The organism is Streptomyces sp. NPDC050439 (assembly GCF_040655335.1).
Taxonomy (GTDB): Bacteria; Actinomycetota; Actinomycetes; order Streptomycetales; family Streptomycetaceae; genus Streptomyces.
In genome coordinates, this window is the sequence record NZ_JBFAJT010000003.1 from 1 (window position 1) to 24097 (window position 24097).

Annotated in this window: 26 protein-coding genes and 1 rRNA gene; 10 read left to right on the forward strand and 17 right to left on the reverse strand. The window is 70.0% G+C overall.

Features of this window, described 5'->3' with window-relative positions:
- The 3 genes from AB0I66_RS13040 to AB0I66_RS13050 all read right to left on the reverse strand — a co-directional run.
- A 16S ribosomal RNA gene (locus tag AB0I66_RS13040) occupies positions 1-90 on the reverse strand; the annotation flags it as partial.
- A gap of 174 nt (positions 91-264) precedes the next feature.
- On the reverse strand, positions 265-519 hold the full coding sequence (locus tag AB0I66_RS13045; RefSeq protein WP_363207899.1) for a hypothetical protein: 255 nt from the start codon (positions 517-519) through the stop codon (positions 265-267).
- A 128-nt stretch (positions 520-647) separates the two neighbouring features.
- Positions 648-1289 (reverse strand): DNA-3-methyladenine glycosylase, encoded by a 642-nt coding sequence (locus AB0I66_RS13050; protein ID WP_363207900.1) that lies wholly within the window; start codon positions 1287-1289, stop codon positions 648-650.
- 127 nt (positions 1290-1416) lie between these two features.
- Here AB0I66_RS13050 and AB0I66_RS13055 point away from each other — a divergent pair, with 127 nt between their 5' ends.
- The 3 genes from AB0I66_RS13055 to AB0I66_RS13065 all read left to right on the forward strand — a co-directional run bounded on the left by AB0I66_RS13055 (position 1417) and on the right by AB0I66_RS13065 (position 3452).
- The gene (locus AB0I66_RS13055) at positions 1417-2199 is read left to right on the forward strand and encodes a sporulation protein (protein ID WP_363207901.1); all 783 of its coding nucleotides are present in this window, start codon (positions 1417-1419) and stop codon (positions 2197-2199) included.
- Positions 2200-2259: 60 nt separating this feature from the next.
- The gene (locus AB0I66_RS13060) at positions 2260-2799 is read left to right on the forward strand and encodes a YbhB/YbcL family Raf kinase inhibitor-like protein (RefSeq protein ID WP_363207902.1); all 540 of its coding nucleotides are present in this window, start codon (positions 2260-2262) and stop codon (positions 2797-2799) included.
- A 146-nt stretch (positions 2800-2945) separates the two neighbouring features.
- On the forward strand, positions 2946-3452 hold the full coding sequence (locus AB0I66_RS13065) for an HNH endonuclease (protein ID WP_363207903.1): 507 nt from the start codon (positions 2946-2948) through the stop codon (positions 3450-3452).
- A 30-nt stretch (positions 3453-3482) separates the two neighbouring features.
- Here the strand turns inward: AB0I66_RS13065 and AB0I66_RS13070 are convergent, their stop codons facing one another.
- From AB0I66_RS13070 to AB0I66_RS13080, 3 genes are all read right to left on the reverse strand, one after another.
- Positions 3483-4442 (reverse strand): SPFH domain-containing protein, encoded by a 960-nt coding sequence (locus AB0I66_RS13070; protein ID WP_363207904.1) that lies wholly within the window; start codon positions 4440-4442, stop codon positions 3483-3485.
- A gap of 119 nt (positions 4443-4561) precedes the next feature.
- Entirely contained in the window at positions 4562-4990 is a 429-nt protein-coding gene (locus AB0I66_RS13075; protein ID WP_363207905.1) for an NfeD family protein, read from the reverse strand.
- 82 nt (positions 4991-5072) lie between these two features.
- Positions 5073-5870, reverse strand: coding sequence for an ABC transporter ATP-binding protein (locus tag AB0I66_RS13080; protein ID WP_363207906.1), 798 nt, complete (start codon positions 5868-5870; stop codon positions 5073-5075).
- A 124-nt stretch (positions 5871-5994) separates the two neighbouring features.
- Between AB0I66_RS13080 and AB0I66_RS13085 the strand changes: the two genes are divergently transcribed.
- Positions 5995-6777, forward strand: coding sequence for a hypothetical protein (locus AB0I66_RS13085; protein WP_363207907.1), 783 nt, complete (start codon positions 5995-5997; stop codon positions 6775-6777).
- A 176-nt stretch (positions 6778-6953) separates the two neighbouring features.
- Here AB0I66_RS13085 and AB0I66_RS13090 read toward each other — a convergent pair whose 3' ends face one another.
- The 3 genes from AB0I66_RS13090 to AB0I66_RS13100 form a co-directional block, all read right to left on the reverse strand.
- Complete coding sequence (locus tag AB0I66_RS13090; RefSeq protein WP_363207908.1) at positions 6954-7199, reverse strand: chaplin; 246 nt, start codon at positions 7197-7199, stop codon at positions 6954-6956.
- A 170-nt stretch (positions 7200-7369) separates the two neighbouring features.
- Entirely contained in the window at positions 7370-8029 is a 660-nt protein-coding gene (locus tag AB0I66_RS13095) for a response regulator transcription factor (RefSeq protein ID WP_363207909.1), read from the reverse strand.
- Positions 8022-9167 carry a GAF domain-containing sensor histidine kinase gene (locus tag AB0I66_RS13100; protein ID WP_363207910.1) on the reverse strand — a complete coding sequence of 382 codons (1146 nt, stop codon included), beginning with the start codon at positions 9165-9167 and terminating at the stop codon, positions 8022-8024. The genes AB0I66_RS13095 and AB0I66_RS13100 overlap by 8 nt, the downstream gene beginning before the upstream one ends.
- A gap of 192 nt (positions 9168-9359) precedes the next feature.
- Between AB0I66_RS13100 and AB0I66_RS13105 the strand changes: the two genes are divergently transcribed.
- The 3 genes from AB0I66_RS13105 to AB0I66_RS13115 all read left to right on the forward strand — a co-directional run bounded on the left by AB0I66_RS13105 (position 9360) and on the right by AB0I66_RS13115 (position 12154).
- A complete protein-coding gene (locus tag AB0I66_RS13105) occupies positions 9360-10058 on the forward strand; it encodes an SDR family oxidoreductase (protein WP_363207911.1) in 699 nt (232 codons plus the stop codon).
- Positions 10055-11137 carry an S-adenosylmethionine:tRNA ribosyltransferase-isomerase gene (locus AB0I66_RS13110; RefSeq protein WP_363207912.1) on the forward strand — a complete coding sequence of 361 codons (1083 nt, stop codon included), beginning with the start codon at positions 10055-10057 and terminating at the stop codon, positions 11135-11137. The genes AB0I66_RS13105 and AB0I66_RS13110 overlap by 4 nt, the downstream gene beginning before the upstream one ends.
- Positions 11138-11431: 294 nt before the next feature.
- Positions 11432-12154 (forward strand): transglycosylase SLT domain-containing protein, encoded by a 723-nt coding sequence (locus tag AB0I66_RS13115; RefSeq protein WP_363207913.1) that lies wholly within the window; start codon positions 11432-11434, stop codon positions 12152-12154.
- A 104-nt stretch (positions 12155-12258) separates the two neighbouring features.
- On the opposite strand, the gene AB0I66_RS13120 is transcribed toward AB0I66_RS13115, so the two are convergent.
- Entirely contained in the window at positions 12259-14865 is a 2607-nt protein-coding gene (locus AB0I66_RS13120; RefSeq protein ID WP_363207914.1) for an FHA domain-containing protein, read from the reverse strand.
- Positions 14866-15129: 264 nt separating this feature from the next.
- On the opposite strand from AB0I66_RS13120, the gene AB0I66_RS13125 reads away from it, so the two are divergent.
- Positions 15130-16857 carry a streptophobe family protein gene (locus AB0I66_RS13125; protein WP_363207915.1) on the forward strand — a complete coding sequence of 576 codons (1728 nt, stop codon included), beginning with the start codon at positions 15130-15132 and terminating at the stop codon, positions 16855-16857.
- 618 nt (positions 16858-17475) lie between these two features.
- On the forward strand, positions 17476-18690 hold the full coding sequence (serB, locus tag AB0I66_RS13130) for a phosphoserine phosphatase SerB (RefSeq protein ID WP_363207916.1): 1215 nt from the start codon (positions 17476-17478) through the stop codon (positions 18688-18690).
- Positions 18691-18773: 83 nt separating this feature from the next.
- On the opposite strand, the gene AB0I66_RS13135 is transcribed toward serB, so the two are convergent.
- The 4 genes from AB0I66_RS13135 to AB0I66_RS13150 form a co-directional block, all read right to left on the reverse strand.
- Entirely contained in the window at positions 18774-19292 is a 519-nt protein-coding gene (locus AB0I66_RS13135; protein ID WP_363207917.1) for a histidine phosphatase family protein, read from the reverse strand.
- Positions 19293-19380: 88 nt separating this feature from the next.
- Positions 19381-19605 carry a hypothetical protein gene (locus AB0I66_RS13140; RefSeq protein ID WP_363207918.1) on the reverse strand — a complete coding sequence of 75 codons (225 nt, stop codon included), beginning with the start codon at positions 19603-19605 and terminating at the stop codon, positions 19381-19383.
- Positions 19606-19773: 168 nt separating this feature from the next.
- A complete protein-coding gene (locus AB0I66_RS13145) occupies positions 19774-19890 on the reverse strand; it encodes an SGM_5486 family transporter-associated protein (RefSeq protein WP_358853437.1) in 117 nt (38 codons plus the stop codon).
- Between the two features lie 67 nt (positions 19891-19957).
- Positions 19958-21262, reverse strand: a complete 1305-nt coding sequence (locus tag AB0I66_RS13150) for a CynX/NimT family MFS transporter (RefSeq protein WP_363207919.1) — start codon at positions 21260-21262, stop codon at positions 19958-19960.
- Between the two features lie 110 nt (positions 21263-21372).
- Between AB0I66_RS13150 and AB0I66_RS13155 the strand changes: the two genes are divergently transcribed.
- Positions 21373-22065 carry a FadR/GntR family transcriptional regulator gene (locus AB0I66_RS13155; RefSeq protein ID WP_363207920.1) on the forward strand — a complete coding sequence of 231 codons (693 nt, stop codon included), beginning with the start codon at positions 21373-21375 and terminating at the stop codon, positions 22063-22065.
- A 49-nt stretch (positions 22066-22114) separates the two neighbouring features.
- Here AB0I66_RS13155 and AB0I66_RS13160 read toward each other — a convergent pair whose 3' ends face one another.
- The 3 genes from AB0I66_RS13160 to fabG all read right to left on the reverse strand — a co-directional run bounded on the left by AB0I66_RS13160 (position 22115) and on the right by fabG (position 24080).
- On the reverse strand, positions 22115-22450 hold the full coding sequence (locus AB0I66_RS13160; RefSeq protein WP_363207921.1) for a hypothetical protein: 336 nt from the start codon (positions 22448-22450) through the stop codon (positions 22115-22117).
- A 143-nt stretch (positions 22451-22593) separates the two neighbouring features.
- A complete protein-coding gene (gene fabI, locus AB0I66_RS13165; protein WP_363207922.1) occupies positions 22594-23355 on the reverse strand; it encodes an enoyl-ACP reductase FabI in 762 nt (253 codons plus the stop codon).
- A 5-nt stretch (positions 23356-23360) separates the two neighbouring features.
- Positions 23361-24080: a 3-oxoacyl-[acyl-carrier-protein] reductase gene (gene fabG, locus AB0I66_RS13170; protein WP_363207923.1), complete on the reverse strand. Its 720-nt coding sequence runs from the start codon at positions 24078-24080 to the stop codon at positions 23361-23363.
- Between the last annotated feature and the right edge of the window lie 17 nt (positions 24081-24097).

A 24097-nucleotide genomic window follows, 5' to 3' on the forward strand; every position in this document is an offset into this window, starting at 1 on the left:
AATCCACCCCGAAGGGCTTCATCGTTCGACTTGCATGTGTTAAGCACGCCGCCAGCGTTCGTCCTGAGCCAGGATCAAACTCTCCGTGAATGTTTACCGGTAATCCGGTGCACATCCGCGTTGAGCGGAACCAGGAAGAGGAATAATCTTCCGGTTCACAGCGTCCTCGCTGATGTTTTCTTCAAAGGAACCTCGTCCCGGCCAAACGGCCGAAGACGGGGTATCAACATATCTGGCGTTGACTTTTGGCACGCTGTTGAGTTCTCAAGGAACGGACGCTTCCTTTGTACTCACCCTCTCGGGCTTTCCTCCGGGCGCTTCCCTTCGGTGTTTCATTTTGTCTTGCTGTGTTTCGCTGTCTTGCGTTTCCAACTCTACCAGATCCGTTTTCCGTTCCGTTCCCGGTTCGGATTTCATTTCCGGTGGCCATTGGGGGCCTTTGCCTTTCGGCGTGTTCACTACGTTAGCGGATTCCCTCTGCAACTCATAATCGAGTTCCGCGAGTTCGAATTCCGGCATGCGAGCATGCGAAATGCGCCCCCGCTGAGGGGAAGTCGTAGGTAGTGGTTGGCCGCTCTCGGCTGCTGGCAGATTGCCGTAACCGGGTCAAGCGGCTCGGGCTACATTACGGTCCGCCCAGGGCCGCGTCAAGTTCGGCGCCGTCGGGGCGCATGGGCCCGATAAGGGCTCACCGTCGGGTCGTTGGCCGTCCAGAAGCGCCACGGGTGGACGGCTCCTTCGCCGCCGACTCCCGTACGCGGGCCGTTGCTGACCTGGTCGGGGTCGACAGGGGTGCCCGCGAGGAGAGTGAGGGGCGCGTCCCCGCCTGCGCAGAGGTCGGAGCCGTTCAGGCTGCGGTCCACGTCAAGGGCGGTGGCCAGGCGTGCCGGGCCTTTGGCCAGTTCCCTGTCGTTGCGGGCCGAGAGTCGACGCTTGCGGGCTGTCTCGGCTCCCGCCGTGATCTCCCCCGCCCGGAGCAGGACTCCGCTCGCCTGGCCCTCCGGGCCGCACACCACGTTGAGGCAGTGCCACATGCCGTAGGTGAAGTAGACGTACGCGTATCCGGGCGGACCGAACATCACGCTGTTGCGGGCGGTGGGGCCGCGATAGGCGTGTGACCCCGGGTCGGCCTCGCCCGCGTAGGCCTCCACCTCTGTCAGGCGCAGCTCGATCGGACCGTCCGGTGAGCTGCGTACGAGGACACGACCCAGCAGATCAGGGGCCACGTCGAGGACAGGGCGTGCGAAGAAGTCATGGGTGAGGGGCGTACGGTCAGGGGCCTCGATCATGGCGTCCGAGCGTACTGGAGACGGTCTGTTCGGCGAGGACGCGGAACCGGACGTGGGTTCACCGCGTTTGTATGGATCAAGGATTCAAGTCGAGTCGAACCACAGGCGGGGCCTGGGGAGGAGAGTCATGGGGTTCAAGAAGCTGCTTGCGAGCCTGGGTGCCGGCGGTGCGTCGGTGGAGACGGTGCTGACCGAGGTCAACGTCGTGCCCGGTGGTGTCGTGCAGGGTGAGGTGCGGATCCAGGGCGGGTCCGTGGACCAGGAGATCGAGGGTCTGTCCGTCGGTCTGCAGGCGCGGGTCGAGGTCGAGGGTCAGGACCAGGAGACGAAGCAGGACATCGAGTTCACCAAGCTGCGTCTCGGTGGGGCGTTCACGCTCCAGGCGGGGCAGGTGCACGCGGTGCCGTTCGGCCTGGAGATCCCCTGGGAGACGCCGGTCACCTCGATCGACGGGCAGCAGCTGCGCGGCATGAACATCGGTGTGACCACCGAGCTCGAGATCGCGCGTGCCGTGGACTCCGGCGACCTGGACCCGGTCAACGTGCACCCGCTGCCGGCGCAGCAGGCCATCCTGGACGCGTTCATCCAGCTGGGCTTCCGCTTCAAGAGCGCCGACATGGAGCGCGGGCACATCCGTGGCACGCGGCAGAAGCTGCCGTTCTACCAGGAGATCGAGTTCTTCCCGCCGCAGCAGTACCGCGGGCTCAACCAGGTCGAGTTGAGCTTCGTGGCCGACGACCGCGAGATGGACGTCATCCTGGAGATGGACAAGAAGCCGGGCCTCTTCAGTGAGGGCAGCGACTCATTCCGCTCGTTCAAGGTCGATCTGAACGACTTCCAGGGCACGGACTGGGCGGCGTACCTCAACGAGTGGCTGTCCCAGGTCGGCAGCAAGCGCAACTGGTTCTAGGCTCGGGACGGAAGAGCTGTAGAGCTACCGCCGATCAGGAACCAACCAGGAGGTGCTGACGTGACCGAGCTCAAGAGGCCGCCGCTTCCGCATGACTTCCATCCGCCCGTGCCGTCCTTCACGGTCGTGAGCGAGGACTTCGAACCGGGTGCGGTCCTTAAGGACGCTCAGGTCCAGGCGGCCGGGAACACTTCGCCGCACCTGCGGTGGGAGGGCTTCCCGCCGGAGACCAAGAGTTTCGCCGTGACGTGCTTCGACCCTGACGCGCCCACGGGCAGCGGGTTCTGGCACTGGTCGGTCATCGACATCCCGGTGTCGGTGACCGAACTGCCCACGGGTGCGGGCAGCGGCAAGTTCGAGGGACTGCCCGAGGGCGCGGTGCAGGTGCGCAACGACTACGGGACGAAGGAGTTCGGGGGCGCCGCGCCGCCTCCCGGCGACCCGGCGCACCGTTATGTGTTCACCGTGTACGCGGTGGACCAGGAGAAGCTCGGTCCGGACTCCGACGCTTCGCCTGCCGTCGTCGGGTTCAACCTCCGGTTCCACACGGTCGGGCGTGCGCAGGTGCTCGCCGAGTACGCGGCTCCCGCGGGTAGCTGAGCGTTCACTGAACGTTTGCCCGCCCCTGGTCATGAAAGTGATCAGGGGCGGGCATTTTTTATTGCGTTGTCCATCTCGGCGTGCCCGGCCAGAGTTGATCCCAGCCCGCCAGGGGTGGGTCGGTGTGCATACGGGAGGTGGGCGAAATGCGGGACACGCTGGTGCTGAACGCGAGCTTCGAGCCGCTGTCGACGGTGACGCTGAACCGTGCCGTCGTGCTGGTCCTCAGCGACAAGGCCGTCGTCGAGCATGCCCACCCCGGACTGCGTGTGCGTGCGGCCGCGGTGGAGATACCGGTGCCTCGGGTGATCAGGCTCTGCAGGTATGTGCGGGTGCCTTTCCGAAGACGGGCTCCGTGGTCGCGGCGGGGTGTTCTCGTGCGGGACCAGCACCGGTGCGCGTACTGCGGGAAGCGGGCGACGACCGTGGACCACGTGGTGCCGCGGGCGCAGGGTGGTGCGGACTCCTGGCTGAACACGGTCGCCTCGTGTGCCATGGACAATCACCGCAAGGCGGCCCGGACGCCTGAGGAGGCCGGGATGCCGCTGTTGCGGCAGCCCTTCGAGCCGACTCCGGCCGACGCGATGCTGCTCGCGCTCGGCCGGGACGAACTGGCTTCGCTGCCCGAGTGGCTGGCTCAGCCCGCGGCCTAGCTCCGCGCGCCGCGCCCCCCTGTCGAGGCCTCAGTCGATCCGCGGCTGTTCGCGGCGCTCGGTGGCGGGGGCGGGGACGCTGCCGGAGGCGCCCGAGCTGCCGGAGCCGCCGCCCAGGGGGCCGAAGTTGCCGAGTGCGCCGCCGAGGCCCTTGAGGGCGTCGCCGATTTCGCTGGGGACGATCCAGAGCTTGTTCGCGTCGCCCTCGGCGATCTTCGGGAGCATCTGGAGGTACTGGTACGAGAGGAGCTTCTGGTCCGGGTCTCCGGCGTGGATGGACTCGAAGACCGTACGGATCGCCTGGGCCTCGCCCTCGGCGCGCAGGGCCGCGGCCTTGGCCTCACCCTCGGCGCGCAGGATCGCGGACTGCTTCTCGCCCTCGGCGCGCAGGATCTCCGACTGCCGTACACCTTCGGCCTGGAGGATCGCGGCGCGCTTGTCGCGGTCGGCGCGCATCTGCTTCTCCATCGAGTCCTGGATGGAGGTCGGCGGCTCGATCGCCTTGAGCTCGACGCGGTTGACGCGGATGCCCCACTTGCCGGTGGCCTCGTCGAGGACGCCGCGCAGTGCCGCGTTGATCTCCTCGCGGGAGGTCAGGGTCCGCTCCAGGTCCATGCCACCGATGATGTTGCGCAGCGTGGTGACGGTGAGCTGCTCGATCGCCTGGATGTAGCTGGCGACCTCGTACGTCGCGGCGCGGGCGTCGGTCACCTGGTAGTAGATGACGGTGTCGATGTTCACCACGAGGTTGTCCTGGGTGATCACCGGCTGGGGCGGGAAGGGGACGACCTGTTCACGGAGGTCGATGCGGTTGCGGATCGAGTCGATGAACGGGACGACGATGTTCAGGCCCGCGTTCAGCGTCCGTGTGTAGCGGCCGAAGCGCTCGACGATGGCGGCGCTGGCCTGCGGGATGACCTGGATCGTCTTGATCAGGGCGATGAAGACCAGCACCACCAGAATGATCAGGACGATGATGATTGGCTGCATCGTTGTTCCCCGTACCCCTCTTGCCTCGGTGTTCCCAAAAGATCCGCAGAGTCAGAACGCGGGTCGGCGAAGATCTTGCTGGTCGAGTCTGACAGACCGTCGCACCCCCCGTGGTGGATTCACATGACGACGGCCGTCGCTCCGTCGATCTCGACGACATCCACCTCGCGTCCCGCCTCGTAGCTCTGGGCGGTGTCGAGCGCGCGGGCCGACCAGACCTCGCCGGCGAGCTTGATGCGGCCGCCGGAGGCGTCGACGCGTTCCAGGACGACGGCCGTCCTGCCCTTCAACGCCTCGATTCCGGTGGCCAGTTCGGGCCGTTGGGAGCGGTGCCGCGCCGCCACCGGGCGTACGACCGCGATGAGCGCGACCGACACCGCGGCGAACACGACGACTTGGAGCACGGTGCCGCCGCCGAGGCCCGCGGTCACTGCGCCCGCGACGGCGCCCACGGAGAGCATGCCGAACTCCGGCATCGCGGTCAGTACGAGCGGGATTCCGAGCGCGGCGGCGCCGATCAGCCACCACACCCATGCGTCGATGTCCACGTGGTCATGGTAGGACCGCGGGACCTTCTCGCACAGGGCACGTGATCTACCGGCCGGAGCGGGCCCGGCCGTTCGCGCCGTCTCAGCTGAGCGGGAGACCCTGTGCGCTCCAGCGCTCGCCGCGCTCCTCGACCACCAGGGGCAGTCCGAAGCACAGGGAGAGGTTGCGGGAGGTCAGTTCGAGCTCCAGCGGGCCCGCGGCCATGATCTTGCCCTGGCGGATCATGAGCACGTGGGTGAAGCCGGGGGCGATCTCCTCGACGTGGTGCGTGACCATGATCATCGAGGGGGCGATCGGGTCGCGGGCCAGGCGGCCGAGGCGCCGTACGAGGTCCTCGCGGCCGCCGAGGTCGAGGCCCGCGGCGGGCTCGTCCAGGAGGAGCAGCTCGGGGTCGGTCATCAGGGCGCGCGCGATCAGTGTGCGCTTGCGCTCGCCCTCGGAGAGGGTGCCGAACTTGCGGTCCAGGTAGTCGGTCATGCCGAGGCGGTCGAGGAAGGCGCGGGCGCGCTGCTCGTCGACGTCCTCGTAGTCCTCGTGCCAGCCGGCGGTCATGCCGTACGCGGCGGTGAGCACCGTCTGGAGCACGGTCTGGTTCTTGGGCAGCTTCTCGGCCATCGCGATGCCGGCCACGCCGATGCGCGGGCGGAGCTCGAAGACGTCCGTGCCGGGCTTGCCCAGGGTCTCGCCGAGGATGGTGGCGGTTCCGGTGCTCGGGTAGAGGTAGCTGGACGCGACGTTCAGGAGGGTGGTCTTTCCCGCGCCGTTCGGTCCGAGGATGACCCAGCGCTCACCCTCCTTGACCGACCAGGAGACCTGGTCCACCAGAGCCCGGCCCTCGCGGACCACGGATACGTCCTCCAGCTCCAGTACATCGCTCATGAGCGCGTTGTCTCCCATTGCAGTCTCGGCTGTCGCTTGCGTCTGTGAAACGCAGTCCCCTGGGAGAAAACCTACGCCACCGGTCGAGCGCTCCAGCCCTTAGCCCGGTCCTTAGGCTGTACGCATGCTTTCGGAACCACGCTCAGGACGCCTGGCGGCATGGGGAAATGCCCTACTTGCCGGACTTGTCTCACCGGATGACGCGGTGCACGCGATGGTCGGTGACGACGCCGTGCACCGGGTCGAAGGACTTCCCGGCGAGTCGGGGCCGGTCGGTCTCACGCTCGCCGTCGGACGATTGCGCACGCTCGGGGTGACCGGGCTGCGGGTCGCGCTGCCCGCGCCCGGCCATCCGCTCGGCCTGAGCGGTCCGCCCGCGTTCAACGCCCGCGCCCTGGACGCGCAGGAGGCCGTCGTCGCCTTCGGGGCGGCGTACGGCCTGGTGCCCGAGGTGACCGAGGCGGGGCCCGAGGGCGACGTACACGTGGAGGTTCTCTGGCACTGTCTGCCCGTTCGGGAGGCGCCGCCCGCCGATGTGCCCTCGCTGGGCGAGGCGGAGCGCGAGCTCGCCGAGGCGCTGCGGGATGCGACGGAGGTGCTCTCGCGCCTTGACGTCGCGGGCTCGGGACCGGTCGCCGAGGCCGCGGTGGACGCCTACCGGGCGCGGGCCGAGCGCGGGCGCGAGGCCCTGGCCCCCGGATATCCGCCGCGCGCCGTACGGGTGTTGGAGCTGGCCCAGCGGGTCGGCCTGCTGATCTCGGTGGCGTACGAGAACGGCCACGGCGGGGCCGTGAGCGCCTCGGAGATGGCCGCGCGGGGCGAGGCGCTGCGTCCGGTCGAACGGACGGCCCGGCGGGCGCAGGTGGCCGCGTACAACGCATTTGTGGAGGAGCGGCAGCGGGGCTGAGCCCCGCTGCCCGGGGTGGCCGCAGCTCCGGGGGCCGTCTGTTCCGGAGAGACTGTCGGCCGCGGCACCGTCGTGGCTTGTCGCGCAGTTCCCCGCGCCCCTTGAGGGGCACGGCAGACCGGCCCCCCGGGAATTACCCGGGAGGCCGGTAGTCACTGCTGCGCCCGGGGCGTGCGTCAGGCGTTGAGGCCGTTGTTCGCGAAGGCCGGGTTGAGGGCGCCGATGACCGACACGGTGTTGCCCACGGCGTTCACGGGGATGTGCACCGGCGCCTGGACGAGGTTGCCCGAGCCGACGCCCGGCGACTTCACGGCCTTGCCGCCCGCGTGCGCGCCGTCCGTGGCGGAGGCGAGACCGGCACCGGCGACGACGAGGCCACCCGCCACCATCGTGACAGCAGCGGCCTTCTTCAGGTTCTTCACTTCTGGACCCTCCTAGCGATCGCCGCGGCCAGCCGCCGCAGCACGCCCTGAAGAACGGCCGGGCGGCGCGCAGGTTGCGCCAATCGGGGGACATTGACACGACGGTATGAATCTCAGACCGGAACGCATCCATCCGCCGCGCCGGTCGACGGAGTACGCAGAAACGTTAATCAGCCGGTCACACCGTGTCGGACGGCCCACAGGGCGGCCTGGGTGCGGTCGGCGAGGTCCAGTTTCATCAGGATGTTCGAGACGTGGGTCTTGACGGTCTTCTCGGAGAGGACGAGGGCGCGCGCGATCTCGCGGTTCGAGCGGCCGTCGGCGATGAGCCCGAGGACCTCGCGCTCCCGCTCCGTGAGCGAACCGCCCCTCCCCTGCCCGGTGTTGGCCTCCTGGGACAGCAGCGCGCCCGCCACCTCGGGCTGCAGCAGCACATGCCCCGCGTGCACGGAGCGGATGGCGCCCGCCAGGGCGTCCGGGTCGACGTCCTTGTAGACATACCCGGCGGCGCCCGCGCGCAGGGCCGGGACGACCGTGCGTTGCTCGGTGAAGCTGGTGACGATGAGCACGCGCGCGGGGTTGGCCAGTTCGCGGAGCTTGCGCAGTGCCTCGACCCCGTCCATGCCCGGCATCTTGACGTCCATGAGGACGACGTCCGGCTTCAACTTCTCGGCCTGCTCGATCCCTTCGGCGCCGTCCGACGCCTCACCCACGACCTCGATGTCGTCCTGCACCTCGAGGAACGTGCGCAGACCGCGGCGGACCACCTGGTGGTCGTCGACCAGCAGCACCCGGATCCCCGTCTTCGTCCTGAACACGGCGTCAGCCACCGGGAACCTCCATCTCGATCGTCGTGCCCTTGCCGGGCTCCGATTCCACCGTCAGCCGTCCGCCGACCCCGCCGGCCCTGTCCCGCATCGAGACCAGGCCCAAGTGCCGTCCCGCGCGCCGGATCACGCGCGGGTCGAAGCCGCTGCCGTCGTCCGTGACGCGCAGCACGGCTCCGGCGCCACGCCGCACCAGTGTCACGCAGACGCGCTCCGCGCCGGAGTGGCGCAAGGCATTGTGCAGCGCCTCCTGGGCGACGCGCAGCATCGCTTCCTCCTGGGCCGCCGGCAGGGCGCGGACCGCGCAGCTCTCGAAGGTGACGGCGGCGGAGTGCGCGCGGTCCAGGACCTGCGTGTGCGTGCGCAGCGTGGCCACCAGGCCGTCCTCGTCCAGGGCGGCGGGGCGCAACTCCACGACGGCGGCGCGCAGTTCGTCCGCCGCCTCGGCCGCGAGCGCGGCCACCTGCTGGAGTTCGCCCTTGGCGCGCGAGGGGTCGCGGTCCACCAGGGCGGCCGCGGCCTGGGCGGTCAGGCGCAGCGAGAAGAGCTTCTGGCTGACGGCGTCGTGCAGTTCGTGCGCCAGGCGCGAGCGCTCCTCGGCGATGGTCAGCTCGCGACTGCGCTCGTAGAGACGGGCGTTGGTGAGGGCGATCGCGGCGTGCTGGGCGAGGATCGAAAGGAGCTCTTCGTCGTCGGCGGTGAACCCGCAACCGCCGTCCGGCTTGGGGCAGTTCTTGTTCGCGAGGAATAGGGCGCCGAGCGTCTCGTCCCCGTACCGGATCGGCAGGCCGAGGAAGTCGGACATGTCCGGGTGGGCGGACGGCCAGCCCTCGAAGCGCGGGTCCTTGCGCACGTCGGCGAGGCGCTCGGGCTCGGCCTTGTGCAGCATCGCGGCGAGGATGCCGTGCTGGCGGGGCAGCGGGCCGATGGCGCGCCACTGCTCGTCGCTGACGCCGTCGACGACGAACTGGGCGAATCCTCCGTGGTCGTCCGGAACGCCGAGCGCCGCATACTCCGCGTCGAGCAGTTCGCGGGCCGAGGCGACGATCGTCTTCAGGACGTCGCGCACCTCCAGCTGCCTGCTCATGGCGAGAAGCGCGGAGCTCACCGCGTTCAGGCCGGACCGGGGACCTTGACTCATGGCCTCACCGTACCGGCGGGGTGTGACAGTGCGTATCGGACCAGTGGTGGCCGTCGCCTAGGGCTGTCGGCGTAAGCCCAAGGGCCCTGAGTGGTTGCGGCCGACGCACGAGGCGCCGGGAGCGGTGCCGTTCCTACCGTGGGGTCAGCCGCCGGAGAAGCGGCCGCAGGGTGACCCGAGGGGACGGATGTCATGCCGGTAGCGATCATCACGGGGGCTTCGAAGGGCCTGGGGCGCGCCCTGGCGGCGGCGCTCGCCGAGCGGGGCTGGGGCTTGGTGCTCGACGCGAGAACGGCAGCCGTGCTCGATGAGACCGCCCACGATCTGGCGGGGCGCGGCGCGCGCGTGGAGGCCGTCGCCGGGGATGTCACGGACGCCGGGCACCGGGCTGATCTGGTGGCCGCGGCGCACGGGCTCGGCGGTCTCGATCTGCTGGTGAGCAACGCGAGCGCGCTGGGCGCGGAGCCCCTCGTACGGCTCGACGAGCTCACGCCCGACGGGCTGCGGCTGGCTCTGGAGACCAATGTGGTGGCGGCGCTGGGGCTGGTCCGCGAGGCGCTGCCCCTGTTGCGCGCCTCCGGGGCGGGGGCGGTGGTCGGTGTCAGCTCCGACGCGGCCGTGGAGGCGTACGAGACGTGGGGCGGGTACGGGGCGTCCAAGGCCGCTCTCGACCAGCTGTCGGCGGTCCTGGCCGTGGAGGAGCCGGGGATCAGGGTGTGGGCGGTCGATCCCGGTGACATGCGGACCGACCTCTACCAGGCGGCCGTCCCGGACGATGACGCCTCGGGACGGCCGTCGCCCGAGACGGTGGTGCCCGCCTTCCTGAGACTGCTCGACGAGCGACCGGCGAGCGGGCGGTACGCCGCCCCTTCCTTGCTGGACGCCCGATGACGCTGGCCGTGCGGGTGCCCGACGAGCTGTCGGCGCGCGTCCCCGCCGAGCAACGTGGTCCGGGGCTCGGCAGGGACGCGGTGCGGCTGCTCCTGTCGCGCGGGACGGAGGTCTCGCATCACGCGTTCACCGACCTGCCCGCGCTGCTGCGGGCCGGGGACCTGCTGATCGTGAACACCTCACAGACGCTGCCCGCCGCGGTCGACGGGACCGTCGGGCACGCGCGCGTGGTGGTGCATTTCTCGACGCGGGGCGACGACGGACGGTGGGCCGTCGAGTTGCGGGACCCGGACGGCGGGGGCACCACGCGCGCGCGGGCGGGCGGGCCCGCGCATTCAGTCGTGCGGCTCCCCGGTGGCGTACGTCTGGTCGTCGAGGAACCGCTGGCCCCGGGGAGCGGGCGGTTGTGGTGGGCCCGGGTGCCGGCCGACGTGCCGTCACTGCTGCGGCGGCACGGGCGCCCCATCCGTTACTCCTATACGGAGAGGGACCAGCCGCTCTCCGTACATCAGACGGTGTTCGCGCTGCCGTCGGCCGACGGGGCGGGCAGTGCGGAGATGCCGAGCGCGGCCCGCCCCTTCACCGCGGACCTGGTGGCACGCCTGGTGAGCAAGGGTGTGCAGTTCGCCCCGGTCACGCTGCATACGGGGGTGGCGTCCCCCGAGGCGCACGAGCCGCCGTATCCCGAGCTCTTCGAGGTGCCCGAGGCGTCGGCGCGCCTGATCAACGCTGCCGCAGCGGGCGGCGGGCGCGTCATCGCGGTCGGCACGACGGCCGTGCGCGCCGTGGAGTCGGCCGCGGGCCCCGACGGGGCGGTCCGGGCGGCAGCGGGCCGTACGGAGCTCGTGGTGACGCCCGAGCGGGGCGTGCGCGTGGTGGACGGGCTGCTCACGGGGCTGCACGAGCCGCAGGCCTCGCATCTGCTGATGCTGGAGGCAATCGCCGGCCGGGCCGCCGTGGACCGGGGTTATACGGAGGCCGTACGCCGTCTCTACCTGTGGCACGAGTTCGGCGACGTACATCTCCTACTTCCGGAGGAGTTTGCTCACGCAGAGAGTTGCGACGGCAACTGCCGGTGAGGTTGTTACGTGGCTGATGTGAGCCCGCGCATAGGACGCGCATCACGTACGAAGGTCCCTAGTGGACGGGAAAGTCCTTTATGCGCATGGGTTGCAATGCCATAAATACGTACACCGCGCCCCCTGATCCACTATCCGGCTTCGTACGTCACTGCTTTGCCACAGAATTTTGCGACCGCTAAGAATTGCATCCGTCGTTCGGCGCCGCGGTCTTCCACCGCGGCGTTTGTGTCGGAGAAGTACATGTCCCCGCCGACCAGAGCGACCTCCGCGATTCGAAGAGGTCCATCAGCCATGTCCAAGCTCAGCACCCCTGGTCATAGTCGCCCCGCGCCGACCAAGACCCAGAAGTTCGCCATCGCCGGTGTCGCCACGCTCGGCGCCGCCGCCCTCGCGTTCTCCCTCGTGCCGGGCAGCGCCGATGCCGGAACCCAGAGCGTCGAGGCCGCCCCGGTGGCCTTCAAGCAGAACGTCGACGCCCAGCAGGCGGTCGAGGCCGGTGTCATCAAGCAGCACACCGCCGTCAACAAGCAGGCCAAGGCCGCCAAGGACACAGCCGCCGCGAAGGCGAAGGCCGAGGCCGACGCCGCCGCGAAGAAGCGCGCCGCCGAGCAGGCCGCGGCCAAGAAGAAGGCCGAGGACGAGCGCAAGGCCAAGGAAGCCGCGAGCCGTGCCGCCGCGCGCAAGCCGGTCTACGCGAACAACCTCGACGGCTGGATCCGCCAGTCCCTGGACATCATGAAGTCCAAGGGCATCCCCGGCTCCTACGAGGGCCTGCACCGCAACATCATCCGTGAGTCCGCGGGCGACCCGAACGCCAAGAACGGCTGGGACATCAACGCCATCAACGGCACCCCGTCGGTCGGCCTGCTCCAGGTCATCCAGCCCACGTTCAACGCGTACCACGTCGAGGGCACGTCCACGAACATCTACGACCCGGTCGCCAACATCACGGCCGCGGCCAACTACGCCGCCGACCGCTACGGGTCGATGGACAACGTGAACAGCGCCTACTGAGCCTGATCTCCTGATCAACGGACCTCTTCACCGAGGCTCTGCGGACGCCGAAGGGCGGCACCCCCCAGGGGGGTGCCGCCCTTCTCGTCGTCGCAGCGGGCCCGCTACTTGCGCATGACCTCCGGCTCGTGACGGCGCAGCAGCCGTGCGACCGCGAAGCCGCAGGCGATGCCGATCAGGAGCAGGATCGTGATGTTCATGCCCCACTGGCCCGCCGAGTGCTCCCACAGCGGGTCGAGGTCGCCCGGCTTCTTCGGGTCCCACGGCGGCATGAGGTGCGCGAGGTCCAGCGTGGCGCCCGCGCCGGCGATGGCCCAGCGCGACGGCATCAGCCAGGCGAACTGTTCGAGGCCCGGCGAGCCGTAGACCTGGAAGAGCACGCCGGTGAAGACGACCTGGACGATCGCGAACATCACCAGGAGCGGCATGGTCTTCTCGGCGGTCTTCACCAGCGAGGAGATGACCAGGCCGAACATCATCGAGGTGAAGCCCAGGGCGATGATGACCAGGCAGATCTCGACGGCCGGAGGGAAGATCAGGCCCTCTGCCGGCATGTCTCGCGTCGCGAAGCCGATGCCGCAGATGATGACGCCCTGGAAGGCCGTGATCACGCCGAGGACGATGACCTTGGACATCAGGTACGCCGAGCGGGAGAGGCCGGTGGCCCGCTCCCGTTCGTAGATGACCCGTTCCTTGATCAGCTCTCGTACGGAGTTGGCCGCGCCCGAGAAGCACATGCCGACCGCGAGGATCAGCATGATCGTTCCGGCGTCGCCGTTGAACTTCACCGGCGGCTTGGGCGGGCCGAGCCCGAATTCGGCCGGGATGACGACGCTGACGATGCCGAGCACCGCGGGCAGGATCACCATCAGGCCCAGGAAGCCCTTGTCCGAGGCGATCACCGAGCTGTAGCGGCGGATCAGGGTCCACAGCTGCGAGCCCCAGCCCTGCGGCTTGGGCGGCCTGATCGCCTGCGGCGGCGGCATGTGGACGGACTGCGCGGCCACGGCGTCGATGTCGGCGGCGTACATCTGGTAGTGCTGCGAGCCCTTCCAGCGGCCCGCCCAGTCGTAGTCGCGGTAGTTCTCGAACGCCGAGAAGACGTCCGCCCACGTCGAGTAGCCGAAGAAGTTGAGCGCTTCCTCCGGCGGACCGAAGTAGGCGACCGAACCGCCCGGCGCCATCACCAGGAGCTTGTCGCAGATCGCCAGCTCGGCGACCGAGTGCGTGACGACCAGGACCGTGCGGCCGTCGTCGGCGAGGCCGCGCAGGAGCTGCATGACGTCGCGGTCCATGCCCGGGTCGAGGCCGGATGTGGGCTCGTCCAGGAAGATCAGCGACGGCTTGGTGAGGAGCTCCAGGGCCACCGAGACGCGCTTGCGCTGGCCGCCGGAGAGGGAGGTGACCTTCTTCTCCTTGTGGATGTCCAGCTTGAGCTCGCGCAGGACCTCGTCGATCCGCTGCTCGCGCTCCTGCTCGCTGGTGTCCGAGGGGAAGCGCAGCTTGGCGGCGTACTTGAGGGCCTTCTTGACGGTCAGTTCCTTGTGCAGGATGTCGTCCTGCGGGACCAGACCGATGCGCTGGCGCAGCTCGGCGAACTGCTTGTAGAGGTTCCGGTTGTCGTAGAGGACGTCACCCTTGTTGGCGGGCCGGTAACCGGTGAGCGCCTTGAGCAGGGTGGACTTTCCGGAGCCCGAGGGGCCGATGACCGCGATGAGCGACTTCTCCGGGACACCGAAGGAGACGTCCTTGAGGATGTCCTTGCCGCCGTCGACCGTCACCGTCAGGTGGCGGGCGGAGAAGGAGATCTCACCGGTGTCGACGAACTCCTCGAGCCGGTCGCCGACGAGCCGGAACGTCGAGTGGCCGACGCTGACGATGTCGTTCGGTCCGATGAGGGCCGTGCCCGACTTCGCGACCGGCTGACCGTTGATGTACGTGCCGTTGTGCGAGCCGAGATCATGGATCTCGAAGCGGCCGTCCGGAGTGGCCGTGAACTCGGCGTGGTGCCGCGAGACCTGGAGGTCGGAGACGACCAGCTCGTTCTCCAGGGCGCGGCCGATGCGCATCTTGCGGCCGAGCGAGAGCTGGTGGAACGTCGTCGGGCTGCGGTCCCCGTAGACCGGCGGGGCCCCCGCGACACCGCCGGAACCCGCACCGGGACCCTGCTGCTGCGGGACCTGCGGCTGCTGAGGCTGCTGGTGCTGAGCGGCCTGCTGCGGCTGCGGCCAGCCCTGCTGCTGGGGCATCTGCTGCTGCGCCTGGTACTGCGGCGCCTGCGGCTCAGGCGACTTGGCGGCCCAGCCGGGGCCGCCCTGCTGCTGCGCGTGGTGCTGCGGTGCCTGGTGTTGCGGCGCCTGATGGGCCGGTGCCTGCTGGGCGGCCTGCTGCGGTGCGGACACGGCGGCGGCGCCCGAGGCGCTGCCGGACACATTCAGCCGCGGACCGTCGGTCGCGTTGCCGAGGTTCACGGCCGAGCCGGGGCCGATTTCCATCTGGTGGATCCGCTGGCCCTGCACAAAGGTGCCATTGGTGCTGCCGTGGTCCTCGATGACCCAACTGCGGCCGCTCCAGCTGATCGTGGCGTGACGCCAGGACACCCTGGCGTCGTCAAGCGCGAGATCCCCCTGCGGATCACGTCCGAGGGTGTACGACCTGGACGGATCGAGCGTCCAGGTCCTTCCATTCAATTCCAGTACGAGTTCCGGCACTCCAGCCCCACTGAGTTGTCCCCCGAGCTAGCCCCCGTCATGGGGAGTCTAGGGATGTCGAACATCGGGAGGAACTATTTCAGGCGGAGGCCTCTGACCGAAAGTCGGGCCTTGTGAAGACTGCGTACGGGCCTCCGTGACCGCCCCGTTGACGGGGCAGAAACCGCCCCGGAGAGTAGTAACCGCCCATGAGTGCATACGGATCATGAGCATTGCGCACATCTCGTACGAATCGGGCGGCGCGGTGTGAGTCGGGGGGTCCAGATGGAGACCGGAGGAAAGCGGGCCGAAGGCCGGGGCGTGCGGTGGGGCGATGTGATCGTCTCCGCGATTGCCGCCGTGAGCTGGGCTCTTGTCGGGATGGCCGGTACGGCGGCGCTCGGTCTGCATCTCCTCGGCGCGGACTCGGTGGGGTCCCTGGGGCCGATGACGGCTGCCGTGGTCGCGCTCGGCGCGGGTGGCTCGGTCACCCCGTCCGGTGATGTGTCGGCGTTCGGGCTCGACGGCGCCGAGGCGACCACCGCGATCGATGTCGCGCCACTGGGCGTCGGGCTCGCCGGAGCGGTCCTCCTTGCGTATTTTTTCCTACGTTCCTTGCGCGGGGCGGGAGTTGTGATCACCCCGGCCGAACTGACCGCGCGCGCGGGTGCGGTGATCGTCCTCTTTCTCGCGATGCTCGGAGGGCTCGCGTGGGCGGGTCACGACATCATCACGATCGACGGCGAGCAGCTGGGGATCGACAAGGGCATCGAGGAGGGCGTCGACCAGCTCCCCGATGACATCACGGACAAACTTCCCGACGGGCTCGGTGACATCGGCGGCCTGCTGCCCGACCGGCTCGGCGACCTCGCACAGGCGAAGGCGGCCGTCGGCTTCACCGTGGACACGGGTCCGACGCTGCTCGGGGGCGCGGTGTGGGTGATCGGCGTCCTGGTGATCGCGCTGCTCGCCTCACGTCGTACGCCGCTGCCGCGCGGCTGGGACGCCCTGCACCGCGTGGTGCGGCCCGCCGCGTCCGCGCTGGTCACGGTGGCGCTCGTGGCGGTGCTCGCCGGGCTCGCGGCGGCGCTGTACGCGATGATCGGCGACGCCAACCCCAAGCGGATTGCGGGCGCCGCGCTGCTCGGGGCGCCGAACGGGGTGTGGCTCGGGGTGCCGGTCGGGCTCTTCGTGCCGTGGGACGGCGAGGCCACGGGCGAGCTGGCGAAGCTTCTGCCCGATCCGATGGACGACCTGCTGACGGGCTCGGGCGCCGGGGGGAACGAGGCGGTGACGCTGGGGCGCCTCGCTGAGCTCGACAGCAGGGTGTGGCTCCTCGGGGTCGCGGCGGCGCTCATGATCCTGTTCGCCGGGGTGCTCACCGCTGTCCGTACTCCTTACTTACGTGGTGAGACGGGTGCCCTGCGGTTCGCGGGGCAGTGCGCGGTGCGGCTCGGCGTCCTGACGGCGCTCGCGCTGCCGTTGATGGTGTGGCTGACGGGGGTGTCCGCGGACGCCTCGCTGTCGGTGCTCGGCTTCGACGCGTTCGGGGCGGGGATCGAGCTGCACGGGCAGCTGGGGATGGCGTTACTGCTGGGTGCGGCATGGGGTGCCGGTGCGGGGGCGGTGGGGGCGTTGCTCGCTGTGGCGAGTGGGGCCGCGGGGGGCAGGGTTTCGCCGCTTGCTCTTGCAGGGGGTGCGGTTCCTGGCGTGGCGCCATCGGCTGAGGTGGCGGCTGGGGCTGGTGCCTCTGGGGCGGGCGTTCCTGGGGCTGGAGCGCCTGGGGCTGCCGGGCCGTACAGTCCCGGCGCGCCCTACCGGCCCTCGAACCCCGACACCAATCCCTACCTCCGGCCGCCACGTGATGTGTCGGGGTCGCCGACAGTCATCGGGCCGGTCGCCCCGCCTCCGCAGCCGAAGCCGCGGCCCCGCTCCTCGGGCAACGGCGACTGGCCACCGCCTCCGCCACCTCCGCCGCCTCCGCCGGGGCCACGGGGTGGCCGGGGGCGGTAGTAAGCCCCGCGCCGGCGATGGGGCTGCCTGTCCCGCCGCTTCGCGGCGGATCTCTCCCTCCCACCCACCCGTTCACCCCGCGGCGTTGACCGTGCCGCATCGAGGGTGGGAGAACCCGAGGGTTGCGGGGAGCGCGTGGCGATCGGGGAGGCTGGGGACGTCCGGCGGCCATGGGGCGGACTCCGCGTAGCGAGGCAGGGCAGCGGGCCGTCGGGGCTCGGGGCGACCGGCAGCCCCGGGGGGGGCGGGTGGGCGGGAGGGGGAATCCGCGGCGTTGACCGTGCCGTATCGAGGGTGGGAGAACCCGAGGGTTGCGGGGAGCGCGTGGCGATCGGGGCTGGGGACGTCCGGCGGCCATGGGGGGGACTCCGCGTAGCGGGGCAGGGCAGCGGGCCGTCGGGGCTCGGGGCGACCGGCAGCCGTGGGGGGACGGGTGGGCGGGAGGGGGAATCCGCCGCGTTGCGGCAAGGCAAGGGCAGGGCAGCGGCGCGCAGTCGGATCCGGGGGAGAATTCGCCGTGAAGCGGCGGTGACGCGACGCTCGGCGCAGCCGACCAGGTGTCCGCCAAGCGGACCGGCGGCACGTCTCCTTGGGGCGCCGGATACCGTGGGCCTCACCATGAGCGCTTCGCAGCCCCCGCAGCCCGCCGATGTCCCCACGCTCCTCGTCAAGATCTTCGGCAAGGACCGTCCCGGAATCACCGCAGGCCTCTTCGACACCCTCGCCGCCTACTCCGTCGACGTCGTCGACATCGAGCAGGTCGTCACCCGTGGCCGCATAGTGCTGTGCGCGCTCGTGACCGAGCCGCCGGCCGGCCTGGAGGGCGACCTGCGGTCCACCGTCCACAGCTGGGCCGACTCACTGAAGATGCAGGCCGAGATCATCTCGGGCATCGGTGACAACCGCCCGCGTGGCCTCGGCCGCTCCCATGTCACCGTGCTCGGTCACCCGCTGACCGCCGAGTCGACCGCCTCCATCGCCGCCAGCATCACCGCGACCGGCGGCAACATCGACCGCATCTTCCGGCTCGCCAAGTACCCCGTCACCGCAGTGGAGTTCGCCGTCTCCGGCACGGAGACCGAGCCGCTGCGCACCGCCCTCGCCCTGGAGGCCGCGAAGCTCGGCGTGGACGTGGCCGTCGTCGCCGCGGGCCTGCACCGCCGCGCCCAGCGGCTCATCGTGATGGACGTGGACTCGACCCTCATCCAGGACGAGGTGATCGAGCTCTTCGCGGCGCACGCGGGCTGCGAGGACAAGGTCGCCGAGGTGACCGAGGCCGCGATGCGCGGCGAACTGGACTTCGAGCAGTCCCTGCACGCCCGCGTGGAGCTTCTCGCCGGGCTCGACGCCTCGGTCGTCGAGAAGGTCCGCACCGAGGTCCGCCTCACCCCCGGCGCCCGCACCCTCATCCGCACGCTCAAGCGCCTCGGCTACCAAGTGGGCGTCGTCTCGGGCGGGTTCACCCAGGTGACCGATGATCTGAAGGAACGTCTCGGCCTCGACTTCGCCCAGGCCAACACCCTGGAGATCGTCGACGGCAAGCTCACCGGCAAGGTGACCGGCGAGATCGTGGACCGTGCGGGCAAGGCGCGGCTCCTTCGCCGCTTCGCCGACGAGGCCGGGGTCCCGCTGGAGCAGACCGTGGCGATCGGCGACGGCGCCAACGACCTCGACATGCTGAACGCGGCGGGACTCGGTGTCGCCTTCAACGCCAAGCCCGTCGTCCGGGAGGCCGCGCACACCGCGGTGAACGTCCCCTTCCTCGACACCGTCCTCTACCTCCTCGGTGTCACCCGTGAAGAGGTCGAGGCGGCGGACACGCACACCGACTGAGGTCGCCGAGGCCACTCGCGCCTTACACCGATGGCCCCCGTACCGCAGCGGTACGGGGGCCATCGGTGTATGTGCGTCTGGGGTCAGTCGGAGGGCGCCCAGTAGTCGGTGAGGGTACCGACGCCCGGCTCCAGGGCCTTCCATGAGCCGGAGTACGTCAGGACGGCGAAGGCCGCGGTCGGGAAGCCGCGCCGGTCCATCCGCGTACGCGCGTCGCCCTCGGCCTTGCCCGCGAGGATGTCGGCGAGCCCCTGCACTCCGGGGTTGTGGCCGATCAGCACGACGTTCTGCACGTCGTCCGGGGTTTCGTTGAGCACGGCGATCAGCTCGCCCGGAGAGGCTTCGTACAGCCGCTCCTCGTAGACGGTCTTGGGCCTGTGCGGCAGCTCATGGACGGCGAGCTTCCATGTCTCGCGGGTCCTGGCGGCGGTCGAGCAGAGGGCCAGGTCGAAAGGGATGCCGCTGTCGGCGAGCTTGCGCCCGGCCACGGGGGCATCCTTGCGGCCGCGCTCCGCGAGGGGCCGTTCGTGGTCGGTCACCTGCGGCCAATCGGCCTTCGCATGCCGGAAAAGGACAATCCTGCGGGGTTCTGCGACGCTCATGCATCCCAGCTTCGCATGAAACCCGCCAGCGGGCGCAGGGAGTTGATGTGCTCCCCCGCGACGGGTGACGGCGTCCGGCCGGGGCAGGTCACGGGGTCGTGCTGAAGACCGTCTCCTGGATGCGCTCGAGCACGTGCGTGACCACCGGCTCGCCGCTCGCCGCGTGTGCGTCGGCGGGGTTCAGTATCAGCAGGAGCAGGGCCGCGAAGGCGATGGCGGGGAGGGCGATGGCCCACCACGGAAGCTGGATCTCGACGCTCGCGGAATCCTTCGGGGCTCCCGGGTGGCGCCGAGTGTGCGAACGGGCCGACATGCCGCCTCCGTGGTCTTCGAGTCCTGCGTGCCGCGTCCTCGCGGGCACTCTTCGAAGGTACGGATCGGGCGACCCTCAGCACATCCGGTGATCCACCCACTTGACCCTGACACTGACCCCCTAGGGGATGGTGGTGCTAACCCCACCATCGGCCCCGCCGGGGTCAGTTCACGGCGAGGCGATGGAGGCGATGACGCCGATGATCACGGTGATGGCCAGCATCGCTCCGAGCACGAGGAGCAGCTTCTTCTGGCCGTTCTGGGGGTTCGGGTCGAGCACTGGCATGGGGAGAGTCTCGCACCCTTTGTCCGAGGGGTCACCGCCGGGGGTCCGAGGGGTCTGCGCACCAGAGTCAGGCAGCCGCCGCGACCTCGTCCTCGACCGTGCGGTTGCGGCCCGCCAGGATGCCCACCACGATCTGCGGCACCATCAGGCCCGCCATGAGCGCGATCGGCAGCCCCCAGCCACCGCTGTGCTGGTAGAGCACGCCCACCAGGAGCGGCCCCGGAATCGAGATCAGATAGCCGGTGCTCTGCGCGAACGCCGAGAGCTTGGCGACGCCCACGCTGCTCTTGGCCCGCATGCCGACCATGGTGAGGGCCAGCGGGAAAGCGCAGTTGGAGATGCCGAGCAGCAGGGCCCACGCCCAGGCGCCGCCCTCGGGGGCGAGGTAGAGGCCCGCGTATCCGGCGAGACCGCAGGCGCCGAGCACGACCACCACGGGGCCCTGGTTCGGCAGCCGGGTGGCGACCCGCGGGATGACGAAGGCCAGCGGGACGCCCATCGCCATGGTGACGGCGAGGAGCACGCCGGCCTCCCCCGCCGGGACCCCGGCGTCGCGGAAGATCTGCGGCATCCAGCCCATCGTGATGTACGCGGCGGTGGCCTGGAGCCCGAAGAAGCAGGCCAGCGCCCACGCCGTACGGCTGCGTGTGATGCGCAGTCCCGCGTCCTCCTGGCGCACCTCGGAGCTGACGTGCTCCGGAGCGGCCGACGCGGCGGTGCGGTCCCGCACGAGGGGCACCCACGGCACGACGGCGACGACGGCGAGCGCCGCCCATACCACGAGTCCGTTCTGCCAACTCCCGCCCAGCGCATCGGTCATGGGCACGGTGATGGCCGCGGCCATCGAGGTGCCGAGGGCGAGCGCCATCGAGTAGAGCCCGGTCATCGAGCCGACCCGGTCGGGGAACCAGCGCTTGACGATCACCGGCATCAGGACGTTGCTGACCGCGATGCCCATGAGGGCGAGCGCGCTCGCGGCGAGGAAGCCGACGGTGCCGCCCAGGAAGGGGCGTATCGCCAGACCCGTGGCGATGGCGACCATGCCCGCGCAGACCACCGCGCTGGGGCCGAACCGGCGGGCGAGCCGGGGCGCCATCACTCCGAAGACCGCGAAGCAGAGCGGCGGGACGGAGGTGAGCAGCCCGGCGAGCGTGCCGCTCATGCCGAGCCCGTCACGCACCTCTTCGAGGAGGGAGCCGAGGCTGGTGATGGCCGGACGGAGGTTGAGGGCGGCCAGGACGATGCCGACCATGACGAGACGCGTCGCCCACGCGCGCGTGGGGGGCTGTTTCTCAGCTGCCCCGGTGGCCGCGCCGGTGCGTGTCGTCGGTGTCGGTGTCGGTGTCATCGTCGTGGTTTCCTCACTAGCCATGGGGCCATCATAGAATCATGGGATGATTGGCTGTCCAATCCGATCGCGTCTCTCACCCGTAACCTCGTCCCGCACGGCCCCGTCCGTCATCCCGCGCACGAAGGAACGTCATGCCGCTGACCACCCCTCATCGATCGGCGCTCTCCGAGCAGGTCATCGCCGAGCTGCGCAACCAGATCTCCACGGGCGAGTGGCCGGTCGGTTCCCGTATCCCCACCGAGCCCGAGCTGGTCGAGCAGCTGGGCGTGGCGCGCAACACCGTCCGGGAGGCGGTCCGCGCGCTCGCGCACAACGGCCTGCTCGACATCCGCCAGGGCTCGGGCACCTATGTGGTCGCGACCAGCGAACTGGCCGGCGTCATGCAGCGCAGGTTCGCCGGGACGGACCCGCGGCACATCGCGGAGCTGCGCAGCACCCTGGAGTCGAGCGCGGCGAAGCTGGCCGCGCAGCGCCGCACGGAGCGCGACCTCAAGCAGCTCGACGTCCTCCTTCAGCGCCGCGAGGAGGCCTGGGCGTCGGGCGACGCCGAAGCCTTCGTGGCGGCCGACGCGACGTTCCACCTGGCCGTCGTGGCCGCGTCGCACAACGACGCGATGACGGCGATGTACGCCGACCTCGGCGAGGTGATGGTGGACTGGCTGCGCGAGGACATCGGCGAGGAGCTGACCCCCGAGAGCCACATGGACCACGCCCGGCTCGTCGACGCGATCCGTGAGAACGACGCGGAGGCGGCGGCCAAGGAGGCCGCGGGCTACCCCTTCATGTGCCGCAGGGAACTCTTCGAGGACCCCGCCCGCCCCTGACTCCCCCGTCCCTGACTCCCCCCGTCCCCGACTCCCTCTCCCCAGGCCCTCACTTCTCGTGGCTGACCCAGACGGCCCGGATCTCCTTCCAGCACCGTCCCGTGAGCCGCACGGTCTGCGCGGGCCCCGCCTCGACGAACGCGCCGTCGCTGTCGATGTCCCACCATTGCTCGCACTCCACGTGCAGCCGGACCCGGTCGGTCTCGGGGTACGGGTTGTGGCAGTGCACGACCACGTCCGAGCCCTCGACGCTGGTGCGGCACTCCGCGCCGAAGGGCCGCGGTTCGGCGGCCTCCACGCGCGCGCGTGGAGGCTTCGCTCCTCCGACGGCGTGCGAGGCGGCGCCGTACGACAGGGCGATCAGCAGGGTGAGAGCGGCGAGCACCGCAGAAGAGGACGGGCGCACACTTCAGGGTGCGCGGTCCTGCCCCGACCTCGCCCGGTCAGTGGGCCGAACGGGCGACGCCCCGCCTCCCGCGCGGTGCGGGGGACGGGGCGTCAGGAACGTACGCGATGCCTGGTCGGTCGTCAGGCACCCATCATGTGCACGCCGCCGTCGACGTGGATGATCTCGCCGGTCGTCTTCGGGAAGAAGTCCGAGAGCAGCGCGACGATGCCGCGGCCCGCGGGCTCGGGGTCGGCCATGTCCCAGTCCAGCGGGGAACGGGTGTTCCACACGTCGGCGAGGTCGGCGAAGCCCGGGATGGACTTGGCGGCCATGGAGCCGATCGGACCCGCCGAGATCATGTTGCAGCGGATGTTCTCCTTGCCCAGGTCGCGGGCGAGGTAGCGGCTCGTGGCCTCCAGGGCGGCCTTGGCCGGGCCCATCCAGTCGTACTTCGGCCAGGCGAACTGCGCGTCGAAGGTCAGCCCCACGACGGAGCCGCCGTTCGGCATCAGCGGACGGCACGCCATGGTGAGCGACTTCAGGGAGAACGCCGAGACGTGCATCGCCGTCGCGACGTCCTCGAAGGTCGCCTCGAGGAAGTTGAAGGCGCCCTGCGGCGCGAAGCCGATGGAGTGCACGATGCCGTCGAGGCCGCCGAGCTCGTCCTTGACCAGGCCCGCGAGCCGGTCGAGGTGCTCCTGGTTGGTCACGTCGAGCTCGATGACCTTGGCGGGCTTGGGCAGCTTCTTGGCGATGCGCTCGGTGAGCGTGGGGCGCGGGAAGGCGGTGAGGATGATCTCGGCGCCCTGCTCCTGAGCGACCTTGGCCGCGTGGAACGCGATGGAGGATTCCATCAGCACGCCGGTGATCAAAATCTTCTTGCCGTCGAGAATTCCGCTCATGGTGATCAGTGACCCATGCCCAATCCGCCGTCAACGGGGATGACGGCTCCAGTGATGTACGACGCGTCGTCCGAGGCGAGGAACTTCACCGCGGCGGCGATCTCCTCGGGCTGCGCGTAACGGCCGAGCGGCACCTGCGCCATGATGTTCGACCGCTGTTCGTCGCTCAGCGCCTTGGTCATGTCGGTGTCGACGAAACCGGGCGCCACGACGTTGAAAGTGAGGTTGCGCGAGCCGAGCTCACGGGCGAGCGAGCGCGCGAAGCCGACCAGGCCCGCCTTGGAGGCGGCGTAGTTCGCCTGCCCCGGGCCGCCCATCAGGCCGACGACCGAGGAGATCAGCACGACGCGGCCCTTCTTGGCGCGCAGCATGCCGCGGTTGGCGCGCTTCACGACACGGAAGGTGCCGGTGAGGTTGGTGTCGAGGACGGACGTGAAGTCCTCCTCGGACATCCGCATGAGGAGCTGGTCCTTGGTGATCCCGGCGTTGGCCACCAGGATCTCCACCGGACCGTGCTTCTCCTCGATCTCCTTGTAGGCCTGCTCCACCTGCTCGGCGTCAGTGATGTCGCACTTGACGGCGAGGACTCCGAGCTCCGTGAGGGCCTGGGGCGGTTCACCCGAGCGGTAGGTGATCGCGACCTTGTCGCCGGCGTCGGCGAAGACGCGGGCGATGGCGAGGCCGATGCCCCGGTTTCCTCCGGTGACGAGAACCGAGCGGCTCAACGGATCACCCTTTCGAT